The organism is Pediococcus pentosaceus (assembly GCF_001437285.1).
Lineage (GTDB): Bacteria > Bacillota > Bacilli > Lactobacillales > Lactobacillaceae > Pediococcus > Pediococcus pentosaceus.
The window spans coordinates 162,631-183,292 of sequence record NZ_JQBF01000004.1 but is presented as its reverse complement, the minus strand read 5'-3'; the positions used below and the strand labels follow the sequence as shown (position 1 = coordinate 183,292).

Sequence of the window (20,662 nt, the reverse complement as noted above, 5' to 3'; positions counted from 1 at the left end):
TGGGGAATTCAAATGGATTTTAAAGTAGTTTTTAGAAAAACAAAAACGTTTTTAAGTGCTTTACTGAAGCGGTTCAACGATTCGGAAGTTGTAAATAATTCGATTGTTTTAGCGTATTATTTACTACTTTCATTTTTTCCAATGGTAATGTTGATGGGATCGTTATTACCATTGTTTGATATCAAAGTGAACACGGTGCTAGAATACATTGAAACAGTGGTACCGGTGACCATTTACAACATTACCGAGCCCATTGTTAAAGATTTTCTGGGGAGTGGAAATGGCGAGTTACTATCGTTCAGTTTGTTGTTGACAATCTATTCAGCTAGCCAAGCTGTGGCTGCTTTTCAACGGACAATTAATCGGGCTTATGATGTAGCTAAACATCAAAATCCCATTGTTAATCGGATTGTCGCGTTTGTTTTGACCGTAATAATCATTGCTATTATGGGGATTTTGGTATTCCTCTTTAGTTTTGGACAAACGTTGATTAGTTATTTAACTCCAATTCTGAATTTACCAACGCATCTGTTTGATTTGATCGGACAGTTGAAATGGCCTGTAACTATCGTGGGCTTATTCGTTGGATTAGCGTTGTTATACTACTTGGTGCCTAATGCTAAAATCAAATTTAAGTACGTTATTCCAGGATCAATTGCCGCAACCATTGGAACAATGATTATCTCGCAATTTTTCTCATTCTACTTACGAATTTTTGCCCGTTCAGTAACCAGTTATAAGACTTTGGGAACCTTTATTGCGATTATGTTCTGGCTAAATTTCTCGGCAATGGTAGTTATGTTTGGTGGAGTTTTGAACGCTACCTGGCAAGAGCTACGTGAAGGAAAGATTGTGGAAACCTCTGGCAGTCTTAGAAAAGTAGCTGGTAAGTATAAAATTAAAATCAAAAAATAAAAGTTATCCAACAGTGGAATTAACCGCTGAGGATAACTTTTTTATTTTTCTGAATAAACCACTTCAAAAACCTCGGAAACTACCGGCTTATCCTCTGTAAATTGAGTATCATATTTTTGCATGAGTTTAGTAAATTTAGCTAACGAACGTGCCCGCCAATCTTCAATCGATAAGTCGCCTTCACCCTCATTATAGGCATGCTCACCTGAGATTCGAAGGAAAGGTACTAATTCCGAGACGACCGTCTGGATGATTGCGATTGGTTTCATGTCACCATTTAAAAGGATGAAATAATCACCAACCTGAGGAACGGCCTCTTGTTCTGCTGAATAATAGGCAAGTGGTTTCGAGGTAGAACGTTTCTTACCACTTAAAATCAAAGCGTTAAGACGGTTAATTTCGTCTGGTTGATCTTGAGGACCAAACCACCGCGTCTGGTAAGTTTTACCTTCAATTTTATTTTTTGTAGTAAAATCATGCCACATTTTTTCTGCTGGAGTTGTCATAATATCATTCCTTTCGAATGTAATTAACCTATTTTAACATTGTGAAAACGTTTACGCAAAAACTGTGGAATTATGCTATTCTAAGTAAATTTGACGTAAGTCAGCTAAATCTTGATCTGAAAATTCGAGTGCTTCCTTGAAATAATGATCAAATGAACCAAAACGATCAAGAATTAAATCATGGGTATGATCGAGACTGGAAGCAGTCACTGAGAATACACTATTCATTTTTTGGATAAGTTTATCCACATGTTTACCAGTAATTTGGCGGCGAAGCTCATCGGGATCTTGATTGCTGTATACCAAATTAGTTAGAAGGTAGTCTTCACGAATAGTTTGGTAGGGGACCTGAAGGGCTGAAAGAATCAGCATACCGGCCATGCCTGTTCGATCTTTACCAGCTGCACAGTGGAAAAGTAATGATTCTTTTTCGTTGGTATTAGCTAATAAATCGACAAACATCTGATGAAAAGCAATCCGCGAGTGTTCACTAAAAGCCATTGTTAGGTATGGATCATATAAGGACTGTTCATAAGCTTGATATTTTAAATGTTTATTTTGGGGTAAATCAGATTTTTCGTTATCTTGGATAGGATAAACTGGATAAAAACGATAGATAGTTTGGGCTGGGATTTTATCGGAACTCCAGGACGCTTCAGCTGGCGAGCGAAGGTCGATATCATATTTGAGTCCATAATCAGCCAATAGGGCCTGAGTGCGAGGAGTTAAATGACTCAGCTCACCTGAACGGAGCAATTTTTGCCATTTAATAGTCTGATTAAATTTAGTTTGATAACCACCCAGCTCACGAAAGTTTACTGCACCAGGTACATTTAAAATACGTTCCGGTTTCATAAGAAAGAAAACCTCCCTTTATTAATATCATTACCATTATAGTCTGATTTAATTCCATTCGGAAAATAAAAAATTTGAAGGTAAGTAAAAAGACGCTGATTAAGGCGTCTTTTTGGGGAGTAGGTTGTTGAAAACTAAATTCTGTACTTTTTGGAGGAGTAATCAGAATAAAAGTTTAACGAATGAGGAAATTTCTTTCCTCATCCATGTAAATCATATTAAAGCATAAATGTGAATTTTTTGTTAACGAAGTGTATTGAAAGTGACAAACTTTGTTAAGTTAGTTTTAAAATATCTTTATTCTAAGTAAATTTTACGCAAATCGGTAATATCTTGTTCAGTTAGCTTTAGATAATCTCTTAAATAATTATCCATAGATCCAGAAAGTCTACGAATTTCATCCATGGCGGAATTATAATAAGAAATATTTACAGATTGAAGAGCTTTAACACTTTGAATAAAGGCGGAGTTTTTATTTTTGAGTTTAAGATCCATCACAACACCATTTTGATAAGCTTTAGTGGCGCGATTAGTTAAGAGATAGTCAGCACGAATAGTGTCTTCATCCACGTTTAAAGCACTTAATAGAAAGATTGCTCCCATGCCTGTTCGGTCTTTACCAGCCGTGCAATGGAAAAGTAGCGCAGAATCATCAGCACTATTAGCAAGCAACACATCAAAAAACTTGCGATAAGCCTTTTGAGAATGTCTTTGGCGAATTACATCCCGATAAACACGGCGCATTTCGACTAATCCACTAGTAGGATCGCTATTCATTTTACGCTGAAGTTCATCAGTTTGTTTTGTGCTTTGAGTTTCATCAACTCGAAAAACAGGAGCAAAAACATATTCAGCACCTGAAGGGACACGATCAGGAAATTTACTTTTTTCTTCGGGAGAACGGAAATCGACGTCAAATTTAACATTATAATCTTCTAAAAGGCGTATATCTGCATCAGCTAGACCTCCTAGTTTTCCAGAACGAATCAACTTATTCCACTTGATAGTTTTACCATCTAAATTTGTATATCCGCCTAGTTCACGAAAATTCAATCCGGATGAAATAGGTAAAAGTCTTGGTTTTGTCATACAATCTCCTCGCTTTAAATATTATTTTTAACTCGGTTGGCCATGTTGTCATAAATCCGTTTACAATCGCTGCTATTACCTCGTAATTCGTAGTCATCAATCATTTCAAAACCGTAATCTTGGGCATAGCGACGAGCTGTTAAACAGTATTGTTCGTTAAAGTTACGATTTCCACTACCAATTACACCTAAGCAAAATTTTCGGTTATCATGGTAAGCAATATATTCGCCGAGCGTATTGGTCATCAGTTCTTTAACGCCATTATCAATACCATTTCCACCATCAAGATAAGTAGGGACGAAGGCAAAATATGGTTGAGTTTCATCTGCAAAATCAGTCTGATCGGTAACTTCTTTGCTAATAATTAAAGGATTACTAGTATCATTTTGATGCATCTTTTCAGCATAATCTGTCAGATCATCTACAAATGACTGGGTATTCCCAGCAACTGATATATATATAATGTAAATCTGATTTTCCATGTTAAAAACTCCCTGTCTAGAATTTACTTCAAAAAACATTTTACGCCCCTCTTACCTAAAATGATACCACGGTAAAGTTGCAAACTCATAATGTTATGCAAAAGTAAGATGTGATATGGAAACGGTAACAAAAAGTAGTACAATGATAGTTAATAATGTAAGGGGTGAAGAATTTGGAGCCATATCTTGTGTTTATGGATATTGATGGAACCTTAATCGATAACCATCAGAACGTTTTACCGGAGACGAAGAGAACCATCGAAAAATTACAACAACGCGGTGTAATTTTCTATATTGCGACGGGACGGATGCTTTCGCTAGCTGAACTAATTCGCAATAAAATCAACGATCAAGTTGAAATTATAGCTTCAAATGGATCTGTATATCAAAAAGGACATCATTTTCATAAGGAGCATTTAGGATGGAATGCACTTAAGGAAATTTATAATATAACGTCAGAACTAGGTCTTTCGACTAACTTTTTCACAACAGATATGACGTATTACACACACGAAAAGCCGTGGATGTTGAGTCGTTTAGCTCGAGTTCGGGTTATGGCTGATAAGACTGGTAACCGACGTTTTGAGAAAGTTAGAGACCTGGAACATTTACACCAACTTAGTAGTCAAATTATCAATGGGATTACCATTGATAAGACCAAGTCGGAACGGCTAGATGAAGCGCGTGAAAAAATGGAGGCAACTGGGTTACTTAAGGTATCGTCGTCTTCACCAAACAACTTGGAATTAATTCCTAGGCGAATTTCAAAAGCAACTGCTGTACGGGCAATTATGGATAAATATGGCATCCCGCTTGAACGCACAATTGCTTTTGGAAATGACATGAATGACCTAGAAATGATTAAAGCCGTTGGCACGGGGGTTGCGATGGGGAATAGTCCTCAAATCCTAAAAGACGAAGCCGATGCGGTTACGGATAGTAATGTGGAAAACGGGATTGGGAATTTTTTGGAGTCATATTTTAAATAAATAAAAAAGGAAGTAGCCTTTAAAGGACTACTTCCCTTTTTATTTAATCAAACAAAGTCTCGGTTATCGCGACAACAGGAGGAATATCAGCGAGTTCCTCAGGTTTTAGTTTGTGAACTAAGAACCAATCGATATGGGCATTTTCATTATCGAGAACTTCGAAATCATAATTTTGAATTCGGACGTGTTCACCAACTTTGATATCTGGTTTGTGATCAATAACGTAACCACCAAGAGTAACGACGTCTTCTTCTTCAAAATCTGGAACATCAATGCCAAAGTAACGTTCAAAATCATAAACGGTCATTTTACCGCTAACTTTATAATGTCCATTTTCTTCTTTATGAATATAGTCACCAGAAACGTCATCGATTTCATCATTGATGTTGCCGAAGACTTCTTCGTAAATATCCTTATCAGTGATAATTCCACTGGTTCCACCATATTCATCCACAACGACTGAAATTGGTACCTGTTTTTGAATCATTTGTTCTAAAACATCTTGTAAAGCGAGCGTTTCAGGAACGGTAATGATATTACGAAGTAATTTGCTAACTTTGATATCGCCATCAACTTGGCTTTGACGAATAATATCGTAATTGTAAATATAGCCAAGAATTTTATCTTTATCATTATTGGCTACCACTGGGAAACGACTGAAACGGCTTTGAAGATACTGACGTAGAGCTTCATCAACTTTACTATTAATATCTAAGACAACCAGTTGCGTACGGTCAATCATGATATCTTTAGCGACTTTATCATTAAAATCAAAAGCCCGTTGCATGTAAACATAATCATTTTTATCCAATTCACCGCCACTAACGGCATTTCGAGAAAGATTTAAAATTTCTGCTTGAGAGAATATTTCGTCACTTTCATCGGCGGGTTGCATCCCTAGCAAACGGACAATTCCATTGGCCGAAGCATTAAGCAACCAAACGAATGGATAAAAGGTGGTATGGAAATAATGGAGGGGTGTTACGACCCACATTAAAACTTTTAGTGGAATATCGATACTAATATTCTTTGGAACAATTTCTGTAATAACCACTTCTAAGTAAGTTAACAATAGAACCCCAACAACTGCTCCCACAATATGCAGAGAAGCTGAGTTAATTAGGTGAGTTGCTCCAAAAACTTCAACAACAAAATATTCAACGGTTGATTCACCAATCCAACCTAAGATAATACCACAGATCGAAGTACCTACCTGAGTGGTGGATAAATATTCGTTAAGTTTACGAACCATCCGCATCGCCAGTTGATATTTCTTCTTTTTACGAGCACTTGTTGTTTCTTTTTCAGCCTCTTCTAAGGCACTGAGCCGTGTTTGCACTAAAGCAAATTCTGCCGCAACAAAAAAGTAAGCTAATATAAAAGTAATTAGCATCACAATCAGGTTAGAGACTATCTGACCGCTATCCAAAAATAATTCCCCATTTCTTTTTTCTAGTTATTGTTACATTATACAACGAGAATTTTAAAAATAGTATGAAAAGTAGCTTTCTTTTTAATGTTGTATAGTGAAGTTTAATGTTATCATGGAGCTATAATTTATTATATAGTGGATGGAGGTTCTTGTACTATGAAAAAGATTAACATTGGTGGTATGCGCGTTTCTAACGTTGCTTTAGGTATCATGCGAATGAATGCGCTATCAGATAAAGACGCAGCAACGGCCATTGAGGCTGCTTTTGATATAGGAATTAATTATATTGATTCAGCTGATATTTATGGACATGGTGAATCCAGCAAAAAATTCCGTGAAGGACTAAAGCTATCGAGTGTAAATCGTGAGGATTTGTACATTCAATCTAAGGGTGGAATTGAAAATAGTAATAGTGGCGACATCCCTTATGGCAATCGCTATAACTTTAGTAAAGAGCATATCATTGGTGCGGTCGACGGCGAACTTCAGCGTTTGGGTGTGGACTATCTAGATGCCTTTTTACTTCATCGACCTGATCCACTAATGGAACCAGCACAAATCGCAGAAGCTTTTGATGAACTTCAAGCTGCTGGTAAAGTACGTCATTTTGGGGTTTCTAATTTTAATCCAATGCAGGTTGAATTAGTTCAAAAGTACACTAAGCAAAAACTTGAAATTAATCAGCTTCAATTTGGAATTATGCATACAGGAATGATTGATTTTGGCATGCATACTAACATGTTCGACGAACGTAGTATTGATCATGATGGCCAGATTTTGGAATACGCAAGATTACACGATATGACAATTCAAGCTTGGTCACCTTACCAATATGGTTTCTTTGATGGTGTATTTATCGATAATCCTAAATTCCCAGAATTAAATAAGAAGATGAAACAAATTGCAGATATTTATGGTGTAACTAAGAATGCCATTGCAACTGCGTGGATTTTGAGACATCCTGCGCAATTCCAAGTATTACTGGGAACCATGAATCCTCAGCATATTAAAGAATCAGCTGCTGGTAGTGATGTCGAACTTACTGGTCAAGAATGGTATGACATTTACTACGCTGCTGGAAACGACATGCCTTAAATTAAAAAATAGTAACGTCCCTTACTTTATAGTGAGGTGCGTTACTATTTTTTATTTCTTTTGAATGGCTACTCGTAAAATTGTTTTACGCTGGGCTTCTTCAACACGCCGAAAATCATTCATATAGATTTCGGTATGTTCTTTTTCACTGCGTACGTACCCAGCTTCATCGATAAATTGCTCTAATTTGGCGAAACTTTCAGGTTCATCGTCGAACGCACCGACATGTAAAATCTGCGCTACTAATTGTTCTGGTTGATGGTCGAAAAAGACTTGGTCAAATAAATCAGCATCGATTTTAGATTTTGCCCGAACTAACGCTTCTGCAGCAATTGCATCAGTCACAAAATCAGGTTGTTTAATACTGATTGTATATGTGAAATGTTCTTTTTGCATGACTGGCGCATCTAAATATTGAGGTTGAATTCCCCAATATCCTTGGAGCGGATAAACGGTGTATAACTTAAAGTTAGGAATATCCCAATCATTTTTTTGACTCATGCGAATTGTATAGGATAAAAGATAAAGTGTTTGAACTCGCTTCTGAAAATCGGGTAAATTGGGATCACCGTTACCTTTGATACTAAAATAATTTTGAGCAGGGATGGTTAAAATTTGAGGCTTTTTTCTAAGTGAAAAACCAGCTTCTTCTTTACGCCATTCGATTTTTTCGTCCGTCATAAGAATTCCTCGTGAATTACTTAGTTGAGCGCTTTGTTAGCGTCACTGATTTTCATTGTGATATTTTTAGGGTGATCTTGAACCACCACAATGGTTCCCTTACCTAAGAAATCTTTTTCTCCAGTATATTTGACGGTATATTCTTTAGCGACTGCCCCAGAATTTTGAAGTCCCATGACGTATATTTCTTCATCCGTAGAGTCATCACTAAAAACGAATGCGATGGCGGGAGTAACGACAATTTGGTCCTTCTTCATTTGACGTAGGGTATCCCATAAACCATTGATGACTTCGATTGGGAACATCGCTTTTACTTCTTCAGATACTTTTCTTTTTTTAGTTGGATCAAACATTAAATTTTCCTCCGTTTTTATGCATATAAATAGAGTACCATAAATGCTAATTTTTGATAAACAATTCTATGAATCGAGGTTAACTAGTTTTTAAAACTAGATGAAGATGTTATAATGATAGTAAATAAGTAAAGGAGCACTAGTTATGAGTGATTATAAAGAATACCAAAGATGGCTTGAATTAGTACGATTAATTGAATTACCCCATTGGGATGATTTGCCTAATTTTGATCTTTATATGGATCAAGTAGTGGCATTAATGACCGAATACACGGGTCCTTTGGGACTTGAAGCAGTGACTCCGGCGATGGTTAATAATTATGTTAAAAATAAGGTAATTGTCGCTCCCACTAAGAAGAAATATCAAGTTATGCAAATTGCTGATATCTTATTAATTACACTTTTAAAACAATCTTTTTCCATTCAAGAAATTCGTTCAGGAATTGATCGGGTGACTGCTAGTGAGTATCCCAAACAAGCCTACGATCGCTTCATTGATTTAGTTAATAATAAAATCAAGCATATGGGACTATCACGTCCAGACCGTAATGCCAACAATCTAACAGATCAACTTTTAGAAGCAGCTTCCAACATGATTGTTGATCAATTAGAAACTAATCAATTAGTTAAAGTGGTTAAAGATTCGAAAAAACATCAACCGACTAAGATTAAATAAAAAAAGAGGATCTACGATTTATTTGTCGTAGGTTCTCTTTTTTACTATTCAATAATGTCACCGAAAGTCCCGTGAACTAGTTGAGCTAAATCCTCCGCCTTTAATTGAACAGATCGACCAATTTTTCCTGAAGATACGATGATTGTGCCTTGTTCTTTGGCAATATCTGAAATGTAAATAGGAAAGTGCTTAGTTTCATAAATTCCAATAGGAGTATTAGCCCCATGTTCGTAACCCGTGGTGGCAACTAAATCCTTTAATGGAATCATACCAACTTTTTTATTACCCGAAATTTTAGCAAGTTTTTTGTAACTTAGATGTTCATCAACTGGTAAAACTCCAACAATGGGGCCAGTTTTATTTCCAATTAATGCTAAAGTTTTATAAATGAGGTGATCATCAACACCGATGTGATCAACGTTTAATTGCTTAACATCACCATCTTGAAATGTCGGAAAAATAAATTGCTTGTATTCAATTTTGTTTTTGTCTAAAATCTGTTCAACAAGGGTTTTAGAGACTTTTTCTTTCTTCTTTTTACCCATGATCTCACCACCTACCCTTGTATTTTAGCATAGGGAAAATCGTTAGTTAATAAAATCAAAGCATTCAAGTTTGCTATAATGGTGAAAGCAATTAACAATGGGAGATAGTTTAATGGAAGATCTGATCTACAAAAAAATCATTCACGACCTTAAAAAAAGAATCTTTAATAATGAATTTCCAACGATGCGTTTACCAGATGAACGTTCGTTAACTACGGAATATGACGTGAGTCGTAGTTCCGTCAAAAGAGCATTAAGTTCCATGGCACATGAGGGAATAGTTTTTAAAAAACGAGGTTCCGGAACTTTTATCAATCCACTCTATTTGAAAAGTCAATCCTCTTTTAATTATGAAGGATCTAATCTAGGTATCACAGATAGTTTGAAATCCAATGGTAAAAAGCAGGGAATTAAAGTGCTAGATTTTTCAGTAGTTCCTGCTACGGAAAATATGAAGACAGATTTATTTTTAAATGAAGGTGACTTTGTCTATCAAGTTCGTCGCTTACGTTTGTTAGATGATGAACCAATCATGATTGAAACGGGCTATATTCCAATTAAAATTGTGCCGGAGTTATCCAAGGCCATTGTGGAAAAATCGATTTTTAATTATTTAGAGGACGCTCAAGGCCAACACGTAACACGTTCGTTTATGTCGATTCAAGTAGAACCCTCCAATGCGGAAGATCAAAAACTTTTAGGATTAACCGAAAATGAACCCGTCGGTGTTATGTCCGGAATTTTCTTTATGGATGATGGTACGCCGTTTGAAATTTCAAATATGCGAATTCACTACAAATATATGAATTACAGCACATTTGTGTCTGTCGATTAAGCAAAGCATCTAATTTTGATTAGATGCTTTTTTACGTTAGAATAGCCGTTGAAAAGGTGATTTCGTATCATTTTTAAAATTGGACCGTATCAATTTAAAAAATGATTGACCTTTTTTGAGAAAGCGGTTATAATAAATTCATAAATTAAAAACAACCTATTTTTCGCTCACGAAAGGAAGAGTACAATGACAGATTATTCATCAAAAGAATATTTTGACAAGCTTGAAAAATTTTGGCGTGCTGCTAACTATCTTTCAGTAGGACAATTATATTTAAAAGACAATCCGCTATTAAAACGCGACATTAAACCAGAAGATGTAAAAGTTCATCCAATTGGACACTGGGGAACAATTCCTGGACAAAACTACATCTATGCTCATTTAAACCGTGTTATCAACAAATACGGTGTAAACATGTTTTATGTTGAAGGACCAGGTCATGGTGGCCAAGTTATGGTATCTAACTCATACCTTGATGGTTCATACACTGAAGCATACCCAGCTATCACTCAAGATGAAGAAGGTATGAAGAAACTCTTCAAACAATTCTCATGGCCCGGTGGGGTTGCTTCACATGCTGCTCCTGTAACACCAGGTTCAATTCATGAAGGTGGGGAACTTGGTTACTCATTATCACACGGTGTTGGTGCTATCTTAGATAACCCAGACCAAATCGCTGCTGTTGTAGTTGGTGATGGTGAAGCTGAAACAGGTCCTTTGGCTGCTTCATGGCAACATAACCGTTTCATCAACCCTATTACTGATGGTGCTGTTCTTCCTATTTTGGATATTAACGGCTATAAGTTAAGTAACCCTTCACTTACATCACGTATGTCAGATGAAGAATTAACTGAATTCTTCCATGGTCAACATTGGGACCCATACTTTGTTGAAGGTGATGATTCAGAAGCTATGGATCCTAAGATGGCTGAAGTAATGGACAAGGCTATCGAAAAGATTCAAGAAATTCAAAAGAATGCTCGTGAAAACCACGATGAAACTATGCCATACTGGCCAGTAATCGTATTCCGTTCACCTAAGGGTTGGACAGGTCCAAAGACTTGGGATAACAAGGTTATTGAAGGTACATTCCGTGCTCATCAAATTCCAATCCCAGTAGACCAAAAGAACCTTGAACATGTTGATGCTTTGATTGACTGGATGAAGTCATACAAGCCAGAAGAACTATTTGATGAAAATGGTCGCGTATTACCTGAAATTGCAGAAATTGCACCTAAGGGTGAAAAACGTATGGCATCTAACCCAATCACAAACGGTGGAGTTAACCCAACTGACTTGAACTTGCCAGATTATCGTGACTACGCTGTTGATACAACAAAACGTGGACAAAACATCAAACAAGATATGTTGGTATGGTCAGACTACTTACGCGATGTTATAACTAAGAACCCAACTAACTTCAGAATGTTTGGTCCTGATGAAACAATGTCAAACCGTCTATATGGTTTGTTTGAAGTTACAAATCGTCAATTTGTTGCTCCAATCAAGAAAGACTGGGATGAAGCTCTTGTTCCTGAAGGTCGTATTCTTGATGCTCAACTTTCAGAACATTCAGCTGAAGGTTGGCTAGAAACATACACATTGACTGGTCGTCATGGTATCTTTACTAGTTACGAAGCATTCCTACGCGTTGTGGATTCAATGATTACACAACACTTCAAGTGGTTACGTAAGGCTGATGAATTAGATTGGCGTAATGATTATCCATCATTGAACCTTGTATCTACATCAACTAGTTTCCAACAAGATCACAATGGTTACACTCACCAAGATCCAGGTCTTTTGACTCACTTGGCTGAAAAGAAACCAGAATTCATTCGTGAATACTTGCCAGCTGATGCAAACTCATTGCTTGCTATTAGCCCACTAGTTATGAACGATCGTAACAAGATCAACTTGATTATTGCTTCTAAGCAACCTCGTCCTCAATTCTACTCAATGGAAGAAGCAGAAGTTCTTGCTAAGAACGGTTTGGGTATTATTGACTGGGCAAGCACAACTAATGGTGAAGAACCAGACGTTGTCTTCGCTGCTGCTGGTACAGAACCAAATATGGAAAGTTTAGCTGCAATCAACATCTTGCATGATAACTTCCCAGACTTGAAGATTCGTTTCATCAACGTTGTTGACTTATTGAAACTTCAAAGTCCTAAGGTTAACCCTAATGGTCTAAGTGATGAAGAATTTGATCGTTACTTTACTAAGGACAAACCAGTTATCTTTACTTTCCATGGTTTCGAAGACTTAATTCGTTCAATCTTCTTTGACCGTCATAACCATAACTTACACGTTCATGGTTACCGTGAAGAAGGGGACATTACAACTCCATTCGACATGCGAGTTCTTAACGAACTAGATCGTTTCCACTTAGCACAAGACACAATCAATTCTATTCCAGAATTTGCTGAAAAGGGTGCAGACTTCTCTCAACAAATGGATAACACACTTGAACGTCATTACCAATACATTCGTGATAACGGTGATGATCTTCCAGAAGTTACTAACTGGACTTGGAAAGATGTTAACTAATTAAATCAAAACAAAAAAGCTGAAAGCTTTGCCAATAGGGCATAGCTTCCAGCTTTTTTATTTAGTTAAAAAATTAAAATAATCGGGTATAGGAGCAGTGACTTCTATTGTTTCTAGATTAAACGGAAGTGGAAAACGAATTTTCCAAGAATGTAATAACATTGGCTGCTGGGTATTATCCAGATTATATAAAGGATCGCCAATAATAGGGTGACCCAGATATGAAAGGTGAACGCGAATTTGGTGGGTTCGACCGGTTTCTAAATCTACTTGTATAAGACTGCTATTTTCATACTGAGCTAGCACTTGATAGTGGGTAATAGCAGATAAGGGATTTAAACCATTAATTTGGCGTTTACGTTTATCATCGGGGTCAAAACCAATTGGAACGTTAATGGTGCCCTTAGATTGCTCTAAATGGCCGCTAACAACGCATAAATAGGTGCGATTAATGACTTTAGTACTAATTTGGCGACTAAGAATAGGCACGACCACTGGATTTTTAGCAACTAACAAAGCGCCACTCGTGAACTGATCTAACCGGTGGACATTATATGCTTCGTTTTCGGTGTACTTGAAGTAAGCTTGTAAGAAATTCATCATGCTTCCCAATTCATGAGGTTGATTAGCATGAGTTTTAACGCCTGTAGGTTTATTAACGACCATTAAGTCCGAATTTTCATAAAGAATAATTGGCGCTTGCGTAAAATCTGGATCAAACGGCGGAAGGGGGGTGTCAAAATCAGACGATTCAAAATTAAGCTCAATTAAGTCGCCACCTTGGACGATGGTGCTGACGGGAACATATTTTCCATTAACCAAAACGCGTTCGTTAATCCGTAAAAAGTGGATAATTTTCCGCGATAATAACCAAGTTCTTTGCAGTAATTCTCGTAAACTTTGAGGCTGGTATAAACTGGAAAGTCTAATAGCATAGTGCCATTGCATAATGAAACTCCTTAACGAAATAAAAGAATCGACTCAACAAAATGTTCAATCGATCCTTTAAGTATGTGGTATTAATGATAATTATTTCTTTTCTGGTTTAACAATCAATACATCGCAAATCGCGTTACGGCTAACGTAAGTTGCAACAGAACCAACCATTAAACGTTCCAAAGCATTAAGTCCTGTTGAACCAATCATAATCAATTCGTTTTTATGGTCAGCTGGAAATTCGCGTGCAATAACTGGTTTTGGATTCCCAAAACGAATGTGAACACTAACATCTTTAACTCCAGCGTCCTCAGCTTTTTTCTTGAGTTCTTCTAATCGATGTTGGACGTCCTCTGAAAGTTTATAGATTACATCTCCACTAACTGCCCCACCATAAGTATCACTAAATTGATTTACTTCAAGGACATTTAAAATATCGAGATGAGTGTCATTTCTTTTTGCAACTTCAATTGCGCGATCTAGAACAACATCAGTTGTTTTAGACCCATCAACAGGTGCTAAGATATTTTTGTATTGTTGTAGCATGTTACCCACCATCCAATCATCTTTTCTTATACTAATGATATCATTTTCACAAAAAAATGTAAGCCTTTTTACATCGAATTTACCGGATAAACTAAAATATTTCTAATTAGACGGCAAATGCGTTAAAATGAACTTGCGCAAATTAAATGGCGACTACGGCCGCCATTAAGCACTCTGCTTCTCCATGGAGACTGAATGCAAGGGCTCGTGGTAATTACTGCGAGTCTTTTTTATTTCCACCAGAGTTTAATCAAAGCCTGGGTTCCATCGTCGCCTAATCCCTGTTGGTTAACTAAATTATCATAAAGTTGAGTGGCCAGACGCGTGGCAGGTAAATCAACTTGCATTTGCTTAGCTTGATCAAGTGCAATTTTTAAATCTTTAAGGAAATGTTTAGCGAAAAATCCCGGAGTATAGTCATTTTTTAAAATTCGTGGAACGTAGTTTTCCATACTCCAATTTGATGCACCGCCATTGGATAAAGTTTCGAGAACTGTCTTTAAGTCAAGCTGGGCAGCTTTAGCGTATACTAACATTTCAGTTAAGCCAGTCATGGTCCCGGCAATCATGATTTGATTAGCCATCTTAGCATTTTGACAGGCGCCATAAGTACCAAAATAGTTAGTTGCATGTCCAATTTGATCAAAGATTGGTTTCATGGTTTCGAATGCTGTCTGGTTACCACCGACCATAATTGTTAGAGTAGCATTTTGGGCGCCAATGTCGCCACCAGAAACAGGAGCATCTAAGGCCATAACATCTAGTTCATCAGCTTTTTTACCAATTTTTTCGGCTAATATGGGCGAACTAGTTGTCATATCAATTAAAATTTGTCCGGAAGTAACTGTTGAAAAAATCCCGTGATCACCAAAGTAAACTTCTTCCACATCTTGTGGAAAACCAACCATGGTAATAACTGTTTCCACTTGTTGAGTTAGCTCGGTGGGAGAAGATGCCCACTGGGCTCCTTCTTCAAGTAAAGGGTCTGCTTTAGATTTAGTGCGAGTAAAAACAGCGACATCGTGACCATTTTTTAATAAATTATGGATAATGCCACTTCCCATTACTCCGGTTCCAATAAAGCCAATTTTCATAATTAAAACCTCCGTATCTGAATTTTTACTTAATTATAGTGATATTGGAGTGCGATACGCAATATATCTATGTAAAAAAGGGCTTTTAGATGTTAAACTCATAGTTAGAAAACAAAAAAACGAGGGACAAAATGAAAGTATTAGCAAGTGAAGTTATCCAAACATTGAAAGATGCCAGTTTTAAATCAGAGGAATTTAAAATTGGGAAAGCAACTTTAAAAAAAGCCGACGGTACAGGATTTAAACCTGCTTTAGATTTTTTGAAACAGGCCATTCAAGAAAGCCCAATTGCTGAAGCAGTTATTAATGTTAATAAAAGTGTGGTTATTAAAATTCAATCTAATATTATTAATTTACCATTGCTTTATCCCGGCCCTGTGGAGAAACTAACTGAAGCAGAAAAAGAATATGATGTTAATATTTATGCAGTAATTGAAGCAGAAAAAATTAATTCGTCTCATTTACGAATTGATCAAATTGGGACGGCAGAGGATCTAATTAGTGCTAATCCTGATTTACAAGCTAATTTTAAGGATTGGATAGCGGAACAATTTGATCGATTAGATCACCCAGATAAGGATCAAAAAGATAATGAGGAATAAAATAGGAGGTTCCTATGAAGAGATTTGAACTAATAGTTGGAACAGCAATCGTAATTGCATTCTCTACATTAATCCTCTCCATCTACACTCATCATCAGCAAGTAATTCAGCAAGAAAAAGTGGAGTTACAAAAATCAGCCAAAAAGAAATCACTGCCTAAGAGCACTTCTAAAGATAGTGGGTTAGCTGGGGATGAAATTCAAGCCGCAACCACAAAATCAAAAAAGGGCGAAATGAATCCAGTTAATTGGAAAAAATCTTCTGAAAAAAAGGCTTATCCAGATTTAGACAAATATCCGAAAGCTTTTTTGAAGGTATCGATTGCTAAACAACGAGTGTATGTGATGAACGGGGAAAAAGTTTTATATACTATGTACGCGTCGACTGGATCACATGAAAGTCCAACCCCAACAGGGACCTATAAAATTCAGGCCGAGCGGGGCGACTTCTTCTATAATCCAACTTCAAAGGAAGGCGCTAAGTACTGGGTATCCTTTAAAGATCATGGAATCTATCTGTTCCATACTGTTCCAACCGATAAAAACGGAAAATTCCTTGAGGATGAAGCTGAACAGTTAGGTAAAGAAGCTCAATCACATGGTTGTGTGCGTTTGGCGGTTCCAGATGCAAAATGGATTTACGAAAAAGTACCGGAGGGTATGAAAGTTGAAATACATTAGGATTGTTCAAACATGGTTGTTGAAAAAGCGTCATTTTAAAGACGAAATTTTATGGGGAATTGGCATCTTAGTGGGGTTGTTACTAATATTTAAAATTTTGGGAAGATTAATATTAGGAACCACCTTAATTAGTTTTAGTGCACTACTATGGGCGTTACTGCTCTATTTAGTGGTCCTTTTTGTAATCCGGTTTGTTGAAATAAAACTGCGAAGGTAGCTACGATAGTTAAGATTTAATTTTGAGGTCTAATCGAAACTAAATCTTTTTTTATATGATTAAATAAAAACTCTAGCAAAGTTAGATTTTGGTAGCTAACTTTGCTAGAGTTTTTAAGCTTTTTCCTCTGGACGGTTTTTTAATTTACGCCAAATAATTTGGAAAATAGCAGGAATAATAATTAATAGTAAGAATATCAAAGTAAAATACTGCTTGATAAAAGGGGTTTGGCCAAAGAAATAACCCGAAAAACAACAAATTCCAACCCATAATAAGACACCGATGAAATTTAATTTATTAAATTGATGCCAATCCATTTGGGTGGTCCCGGCTACAATTGGAATAAAAAGACCGACAAAGGGAATAAAACGAGAAAATATTAGTGATTTTTTAGCATTTTCATCGAAAACTTCCTGAGTTTGGTTCATTTTTTCGGAATCACTAATACGTTTAGCAATTTTGTTTTTAGATTTAATATTCACTCCATAACGGTATTTAACGATGGCACCGCTAGTAGCTGCAATGATAAAAGTAATCGTTAGGATAAAAATGTTAAGCCGTGAATTAGCTGCGGAAGCAATAGTTCCAGTTAGGAAAAGTACCGATTGTCCTGGTAAAAATGAAAATACAATAAAAGCTGTTTCCAGAAAAATCCAGATAAATAAAATCAGGTAGACCCAGTTATGAAGGTGTTCGGTTAAAGGTGTTATATATGTTAAAGGATGAATCACAAATCCGAGTATGAGATCAAACATTTATCCACCTCGCTTTCTTTTTTCTTTATTAATGATAAAGGCTTATTTGCTAGATTGCAATTACAGCGCCTAATCGGTGTTGTATGTTAATAGATTTCATGTTACATTAGATACATGCGATGAGTCGAGATAGGTCAGACAATTCTTTGAATTGTTTCGCTGCGGCGACTAGTGACCATTTCGCCGGCACACGTTATCTACCGTATTGTAGAAGTGTGAGTCATAATAGGTGTGTGAGCCACCTAACGACTGCGTTAACTTAGTTAATGACCGGTAAAAGAGGATGGACAATTAATTTTGTCCATCCTCTTTTTTTGTCTATTTAATTAAGTAAAGTTGGTCGTGAATTAAATCAAATGATTGATAATGTTGGTTAAGTTGCTGGGTATTTTCAGGTTCAATTAATTTAGCGGTTTTCCAAAAACCAGCACTATTGGTGGCGCCATGAGGTTCGCCAATGCAAATTAAGGTAGGCTGCTTAGTTAGCGAGCGTAGCTTTTCGAGAATTTGAACATCGATTGGAATTCCATCTGGAGACCAGGACATGATTACAAAATCAACTTGATTACCATATTTTTCAATTGCTGATATAGCATCCAGTTTTTCAACTTCGGTGACGAGATGTTTACCTGTTTCATTTTCTTGAACCCAGTCTAATGAATCTGTGGCATAAACGTTTTGCTGTTTTAAGCGTAATCCATGACTGATGTAACCATTACCAGCCATAACTTCTAGAGTAGGTCTACCAGCCAAATAATGAGCTAAATCGCTAATGAACGGGGCTGAAATATACGCCCACATACCGTAGGTTTCTTCAAGGTAGTCGCGATAGGAGCGCAAAAGTTTGTCCAATTTAGGGAGCTCGGCTGTCAATTTTTCCCACAATTGGTCGCCTCTAGGATCACCTAGGGGATATTGATCCTTAATTTGATTAAAAATTTGATCTTGAATATCTTCGGGTAATTCTAGTACCGGTAATTGCTGAGGTAAGAGCTTTTGTTGAATCAGACGATTACTTTCAAGGATCTGATTAATTAAAAAGGTAATCGTGCTATTTTGTTTAAAAAGCTCACGATAGCGCTCAAGGCGAGTAATATAGTTGTTAGTTGTTGAAACGGAGCGTTCCTTTTTTAATTGACGTTTTAGTTTTTTTAATTTTTTAGGATTCATTAAGATTCGTCCTTTGTTTTATTCCAATTCAAAGCGAGTTCTTCTTGTTCACCGGAAGGGCTTAGCGTACGACGCTTTTTACCATGGAAATAACCATCCATTAATTGGAAAATTTCATAGCGATCGTCGCTACTAAGAACCTTATGATCAAAGCTCAATTGGCGACCCGATAGGAATAATTTACTTAAATCATATTCATTCAAGGCAGCACGACCACAAAGGTAATCCATACTAACATCGAAATATTCTGCAAGTTTTTTAACTTCCAAGTATGAGGGAGTTCGAATACCACGTTCCCAATTTCCAATCTGGCTGGATGTATTGGGAGTCTCATCTGGAAAAAGTTCGTTCAACCCCTTGGCAAGAACTTCTAAAGTAATGTGTTTACCGTGCCTTAAAGCACGTAAGCGTTCTGGAAACATGTGCTATCCTCCTGTGACAATCTGTCTATACTCATTTTAATACAGAATGGGGGAATGCGACAAATTAAAGTAAGTGTCACAAACGAGGATTGATTTGGCGCCCAGAAATTATGATGGGTTGATACAACCTTTTTGTAAGAAATAAAACTAATAAAGACGCGTACTAAAAATAAAAATCAAACCTAACGGCTGATAAATTTATTATGAAATTAAACTATTTTTTAAACGTTAAGGAGAATTTGTTATCCACAAATTTGATAATCCGTATATACTAAATAAGTTAGTTCTAGGAGGAAAGTACGATGAAGAAATTATGGAAATGGTTGTTAATAATAATCGGAGTATTATTGGTTATTGATATTGGAGCAGGAATGTATTTCTTCCACGTAGCTGAAGTACGGGGACCCAAAAGTTTTATTTCAAGTGAAAAAACACTTAAGAATGATCCATTAAGAAAACAAAAAGAATGGTATCAAAACGTAAAAAAAGAGCAATGGACAATGACTTCAGCAACCGGAAATTTGAAGTTAAAAGCTTATTATATCCCGGCTGAACATCAAACTAATAAGACAGTAGTAATGGCACATGGATTTTTACAAAGTAAAGAAGCTGAAGGTGCTCCGGCAGCTATGTTTCACGAAATAGGGTACAATGTATTAGCTCCAGATGACCGTGCTCATGGAGAAAGCGAAGGCAAACTAATCGGTTACGGTTGGACCGACCGACGCGATTACATTAAGTGGATGAACAAACTTTTGAAGACTGAGGGTAAAAATCAGCAAATCGTCATGTACGGGGTTAGCATGGGAGGCGCTACGACCATGATGGTTAGTGGAGAAGCTGATGTACCTAAGCAAGTTAAAGCTTACGTCGAAGATTGTGGTTATACTAGCGTTGATGATGAAATTACATATCAAGCTAAATCAATGTATCATTTACCAAAGTATCCGCTAGTTCCAACAGTTAGTTTGATTTCTAAAATTCGTGCAGGTTACGACTATTCTGAAGCCAGCGCCTTGAAGCAATTGGCTAAGAATAAAAAACCAATGTTGTTTATTCATGGTTCTAACGATACCTTCGTTCCTACTTCAATGCTAGAGCCCCTCTACAATGCAACCAAGGGACCAAAGGAAAAGTACGTGGTTAAAGGTGCTAAACATGCTGAAGCGATGAATACTAACTATAAAAAATATAAACAAACAGTTGAAAAATTTTTAGATAAATATATGGATTAAAA

The 20,662-nt window shown here is 36.6% G+C and carries 23 protein-coding genes; 9 read left to right on the top strand and 14 right to left on the bottom strand.

Translation table 11 applies throughout. From position 1 onward, the window contains the following. Positions 1–12: 12 nt before the first annotated feature. A complete protein-coding gene (locus IV86_RS05835) occupies positions 13–915 on the top strand; it encodes a YihY/virulence factor BrkB family protein (protein WP_002832773.1) in 903 nt (300 codons plus the stop codon). Positions 916–956: 41 nt separating this feature from the next. On the opposite strand, the gene IV86_RS05830 is transcribed toward IV86_RS05835, so the two are convergent. The 4 genes from IV86_RS05830 to nrdI form a co-directional block, all read right to left on the bottom strand. After that, on the bottom strand, positions 957–1,421 hold the full coding sequence (locus IV86_RS05830; protein WP_002832775.1) for an ASCH domain-containing protein: 465 nt from the start codon (positions 1,419–1,421) through the stop codon (positions 957–959). 75 nt (positions 1,422–1,496) lie between these two features. Next, positions 1,497–2,276, bottom strand: a complete 780-nt coding sequence (locus IV86_RS05825) for a tyrosine-protein phosphatase (protein ID WP_002832777.1) — start codon at positions 2,274–2,276, stop codon at positions 1,497–1,499. Positions 2,277–2,573: 297 nt separating this feature from the next. Next, positions 2,574–3,365, bottom strand: coding sequence for a tyrosine-protein phosphatase (locus IV86_RS05820; protein ID WP_002832778.1), 792 nt, complete (start codon positions 3,363–3,365; stop codon positions 2,574–2,576). 14 nt (positions 3,366–3,379) lie between these two features. Further along, complete coding sequence (gene nrdI / locus IV86_RS05815; protein ID WP_002832779.1) at positions 3,380–3,847, bottom strand: class Ib ribonucleoside-diphosphate reductase assembly flavoprotein NrdI; 468 nt, start codon at positions 3,845–3,847, stop codon at positions 3,380–3,382. A 194-nt stretch (positions 3,848–4,041) separates the two neighbouring features. On the opposite strand from nrdI, the gene IV86_RS05810 reads away from it, so the two are divergent. Then, positions 4,042–4,836 carry an HAD family hydrolase gene (locus tag IV86_RS05810; RefSeq protein WP_002832780.1) on the top strand — a complete coding sequence of 265 codons (795 nt, stop codon included), beginning with the start codon at positions 4,042–4,044 and terminating at the stop codon, positions 4,834–4,836. Positions 4,837–4,879: 43 nt separating this feature from the next. Here the strand turns inward: IV86_RS05810 and IV86_RS05805 are convergent, their stop codons facing one another. Beyond that, a complete protein-coding gene (locus IV86_RS05805) occupies positions 4,880–6,265 on the bottom strand; it encodes a hemolysin family protein (protein ID WP_029257736.1) in 1,386 nt (461 codons plus the stop codon). 159 nt (positions 6,266–6,424) lie between these two features. On the opposite strand from IV86_RS05805, the gene IV86_RS05800 reads away from it, so the two are divergent. Continuing rightward, the gene (locus IV86_RS05800; protein WP_002832783.1) at positions 6,425–7,363 is read left to right on the top strand and encodes an aldo/keto reductase; all 939 of its coding nucleotides are present in this window, start codon (positions 6,425–6,427) and stop codon (positions 7,361–7,363) included. Between the two features lie 51 nt (positions 7,364–7,414). Here IV86_RS05800 and IV86_RS05795 read toward each other — a convergent pair whose 3' ends face one another. Both IV86_RS05795 and IV86_RS05790 read right to left on the bottom strand, forming a co-directional pair. Beyond that, on the bottom strand, positions 7,415–8,044 hold the full coding sequence (locus IV86_RS05795; protein WP_056979432.1) for a GyrI-like domain-containing protein: 630 nt from the start codon (positions 8,042–8,044) through the stop codon (positions 7,415–7,417). 20 nt (positions 8,045–8,064) lie between these two features. Beyond that, positions 8,065–8,397 carry a hypothetical protein gene (locus IV86_RS05790; protein ID WP_002832786.1) on the bottom strand — a complete coding sequence of 111 codons (333 nt, stop codon included), beginning with the start codon at positions 8,395–8,397 and terminating at the stop codon, positions 8,065–8,067. 145 nt (positions 8,398–8,542) lie between these two features. On the opposite strand from IV86_RS05790, the gene IV86_RS05785 reads away from it, so the two are divergent. Then, entirely contained in the window at positions 8,543–9,073 is a 531-nt protein-coding gene (locus IV86_RS05785; RefSeq protein WP_002832788.1) for a DUF1836 domain-containing protein, read from the top strand. A gap of 44 nt (positions 9,074–9,117) precedes the next feature. Here the strand turns inward: IV86_RS05785 and ybaK are convergent, their stop codons facing one another. Beyond that, positions 9,118–9,621, bottom strand: a complete 504-nt coding sequence (gene ybaK / locus IV86_RS05780) for a Cys-tRNA(Pro) deacylase (RefSeq protein ID WP_171030528.1) — start codon at positions 9,619–9,621, stop codon at positions 9,118–9,120. Positions 9,622–9,730: 109 nt separating this feature from the next. On the opposite strand from ybaK, the gene IV86_RS05775 reads away from it, so the two are divergent. Both IV86_RS05775 and IV86_RS05770 read left to right on the top strand, forming a co-directional pair. Next, positions 9,731–10,453 (top strand): GntR family transcriptional regulator, encoded by a 723-nt coding sequence (locus IV86_RS05775; RefSeq protein WP_002832790.1) that lies wholly within the window; start codon positions 9,731–9,733, stop codon positions 10,451–10,453. Between the two features lie 186 nt (positions 10,454–10,639). Next, entirely contained in the window at positions 10,640–13,003 is a 2,364-nt protein-coding gene (locus IV86_RS05770; RefSeq protein ID WP_056979431.1) for a phosphoketolase family protein, read from the top strand. Positions 13,004–13,060: 57 nt separating this feature from the next. On the opposite strand, the gene IV86_RS05765 is transcribed toward IV86_RS05770, so the two are convergent. The 3 genes from IV86_RS05765 to IV86_RS05755 form a co-directional block, all read right to left on the bottom strand. Then, positions 13,061–13,951 (bottom strand): RluA family pseudouridine synthase, encoded by an 891-nt coding sequence (locus IV86_RS05765; RefSeq protein ID WP_056979430.1) that lies wholly within the window; start codon positions 13,949–13,951, stop codon positions 13,061–13,063. A gap of 81 nt (positions 13,952–14,032) precedes the next feature. After that, entirely contained in the window at positions 14,033–14,485 is a 453-nt protein-coding gene (locus IV86_RS05760) for a universal stress protein (protein ID WP_002832793.1), read from the bottom strand. A 230-nt stretch (positions 14,486–14,715) separates the two neighbouring features. Next, complete coding sequence (locus tag IV86_RS05755; protein ID WP_056979429.1) at positions 14,716–15,579, bottom strand: NAD(P)-dependent oxidoreductase; 864 nt, start codon at positions 15,577–15,579, stop codon at positions 14,716–14,718. 131 nt (positions 15,580–15,710) lie between these two features. On the opposite strand from IV86_RS05755, the gene IV86_RS05750 reads away from it, so the two are divergent. Both IV86_RS05750 and IV86_RS05745 read left to right on the top strand, forming a co-directional pair. Continuing rightward, positions 15,711–16,181: a hypothetical protein gene (locus tag IV86_RS05750; RefSeq protein ID WP_056979428.1), complete on the top strand. Its 471-nt coding sequence runs from the start codon at positions 15,711–15,713 to the stop codon at positions 16,179–16,181. 14 nt (positions 16,182–16,195) lie between these two features. Further along, positions 16,196–16,861, top strand: coding sequence for a L,D-transpeptidase (locus tag IV86_RS05745; protein ID WP_002832796.1), 666 nt, complete (start codon positions 16,196–16,198; stop codon positions 16,859–16,861). Between the two features lie 330 nt (positions 16,862–17,191). Here IV86_RS05745 and IV86_RS05735 read toward each other — a convergent pair whose 3' ends face one another. The 3 genes from IV86_RS05735 to IV86_RS05725 all read right to left on the bottom strand — a co-directional run bounded on the left by IV86_RS05735 (position 17,192) and on the right by IV86_RS05725 (position 19,425). Beyond that, complete coding sequence (locus IV86_RS05735; protein ID WP_011673032.1) at positions 17,192–17,833, bottom strand: DedA family protein; 642 nt, start codon at positions 17,831–17,833, stop codon at positions 17,192–17,194. A gap of 318 nt (positions 17,834–18,151) precedes the next feature. Next, positions 18,152–19,003 (bottom strand): hypothetical protein, encoded by an 852-nt coding sequence (locus IV86_RS05730; protein WP_002832798.1) that lies wholly within the window; start codon positions 19,001–19,003, stop codon positions 18,152–18,154. Continuing rightward, a complete protein-coding gene (locus IV86_RS05725; protein ID WP_002832799.1) occupies positions 19,003–19,425 on the bottom strand; it encodes a helix-turn-helix domain-containing protein in 423 nt (140 codons plus the stop codon). Before IV86_RS05725 ends, IV86_RS05730 begins: the two co-directional genes overlap by 1 nt. Positions 19,426–19,727: 302 nt before the next feature. Between IV86_RS05725 and IV86_RS05720 the strand changes: the two genes are divergently transcribed. Then, entirely contained in the window at positions 19,728–20,660 is a 933-nt protein-coding gene (locus IV86_RS05720; protein ID WP_002832800.1) for an alpha/beta hydrolase, read from the top strand. Positions 20,661–20,662: the final 2 nt, after the last annotated feature.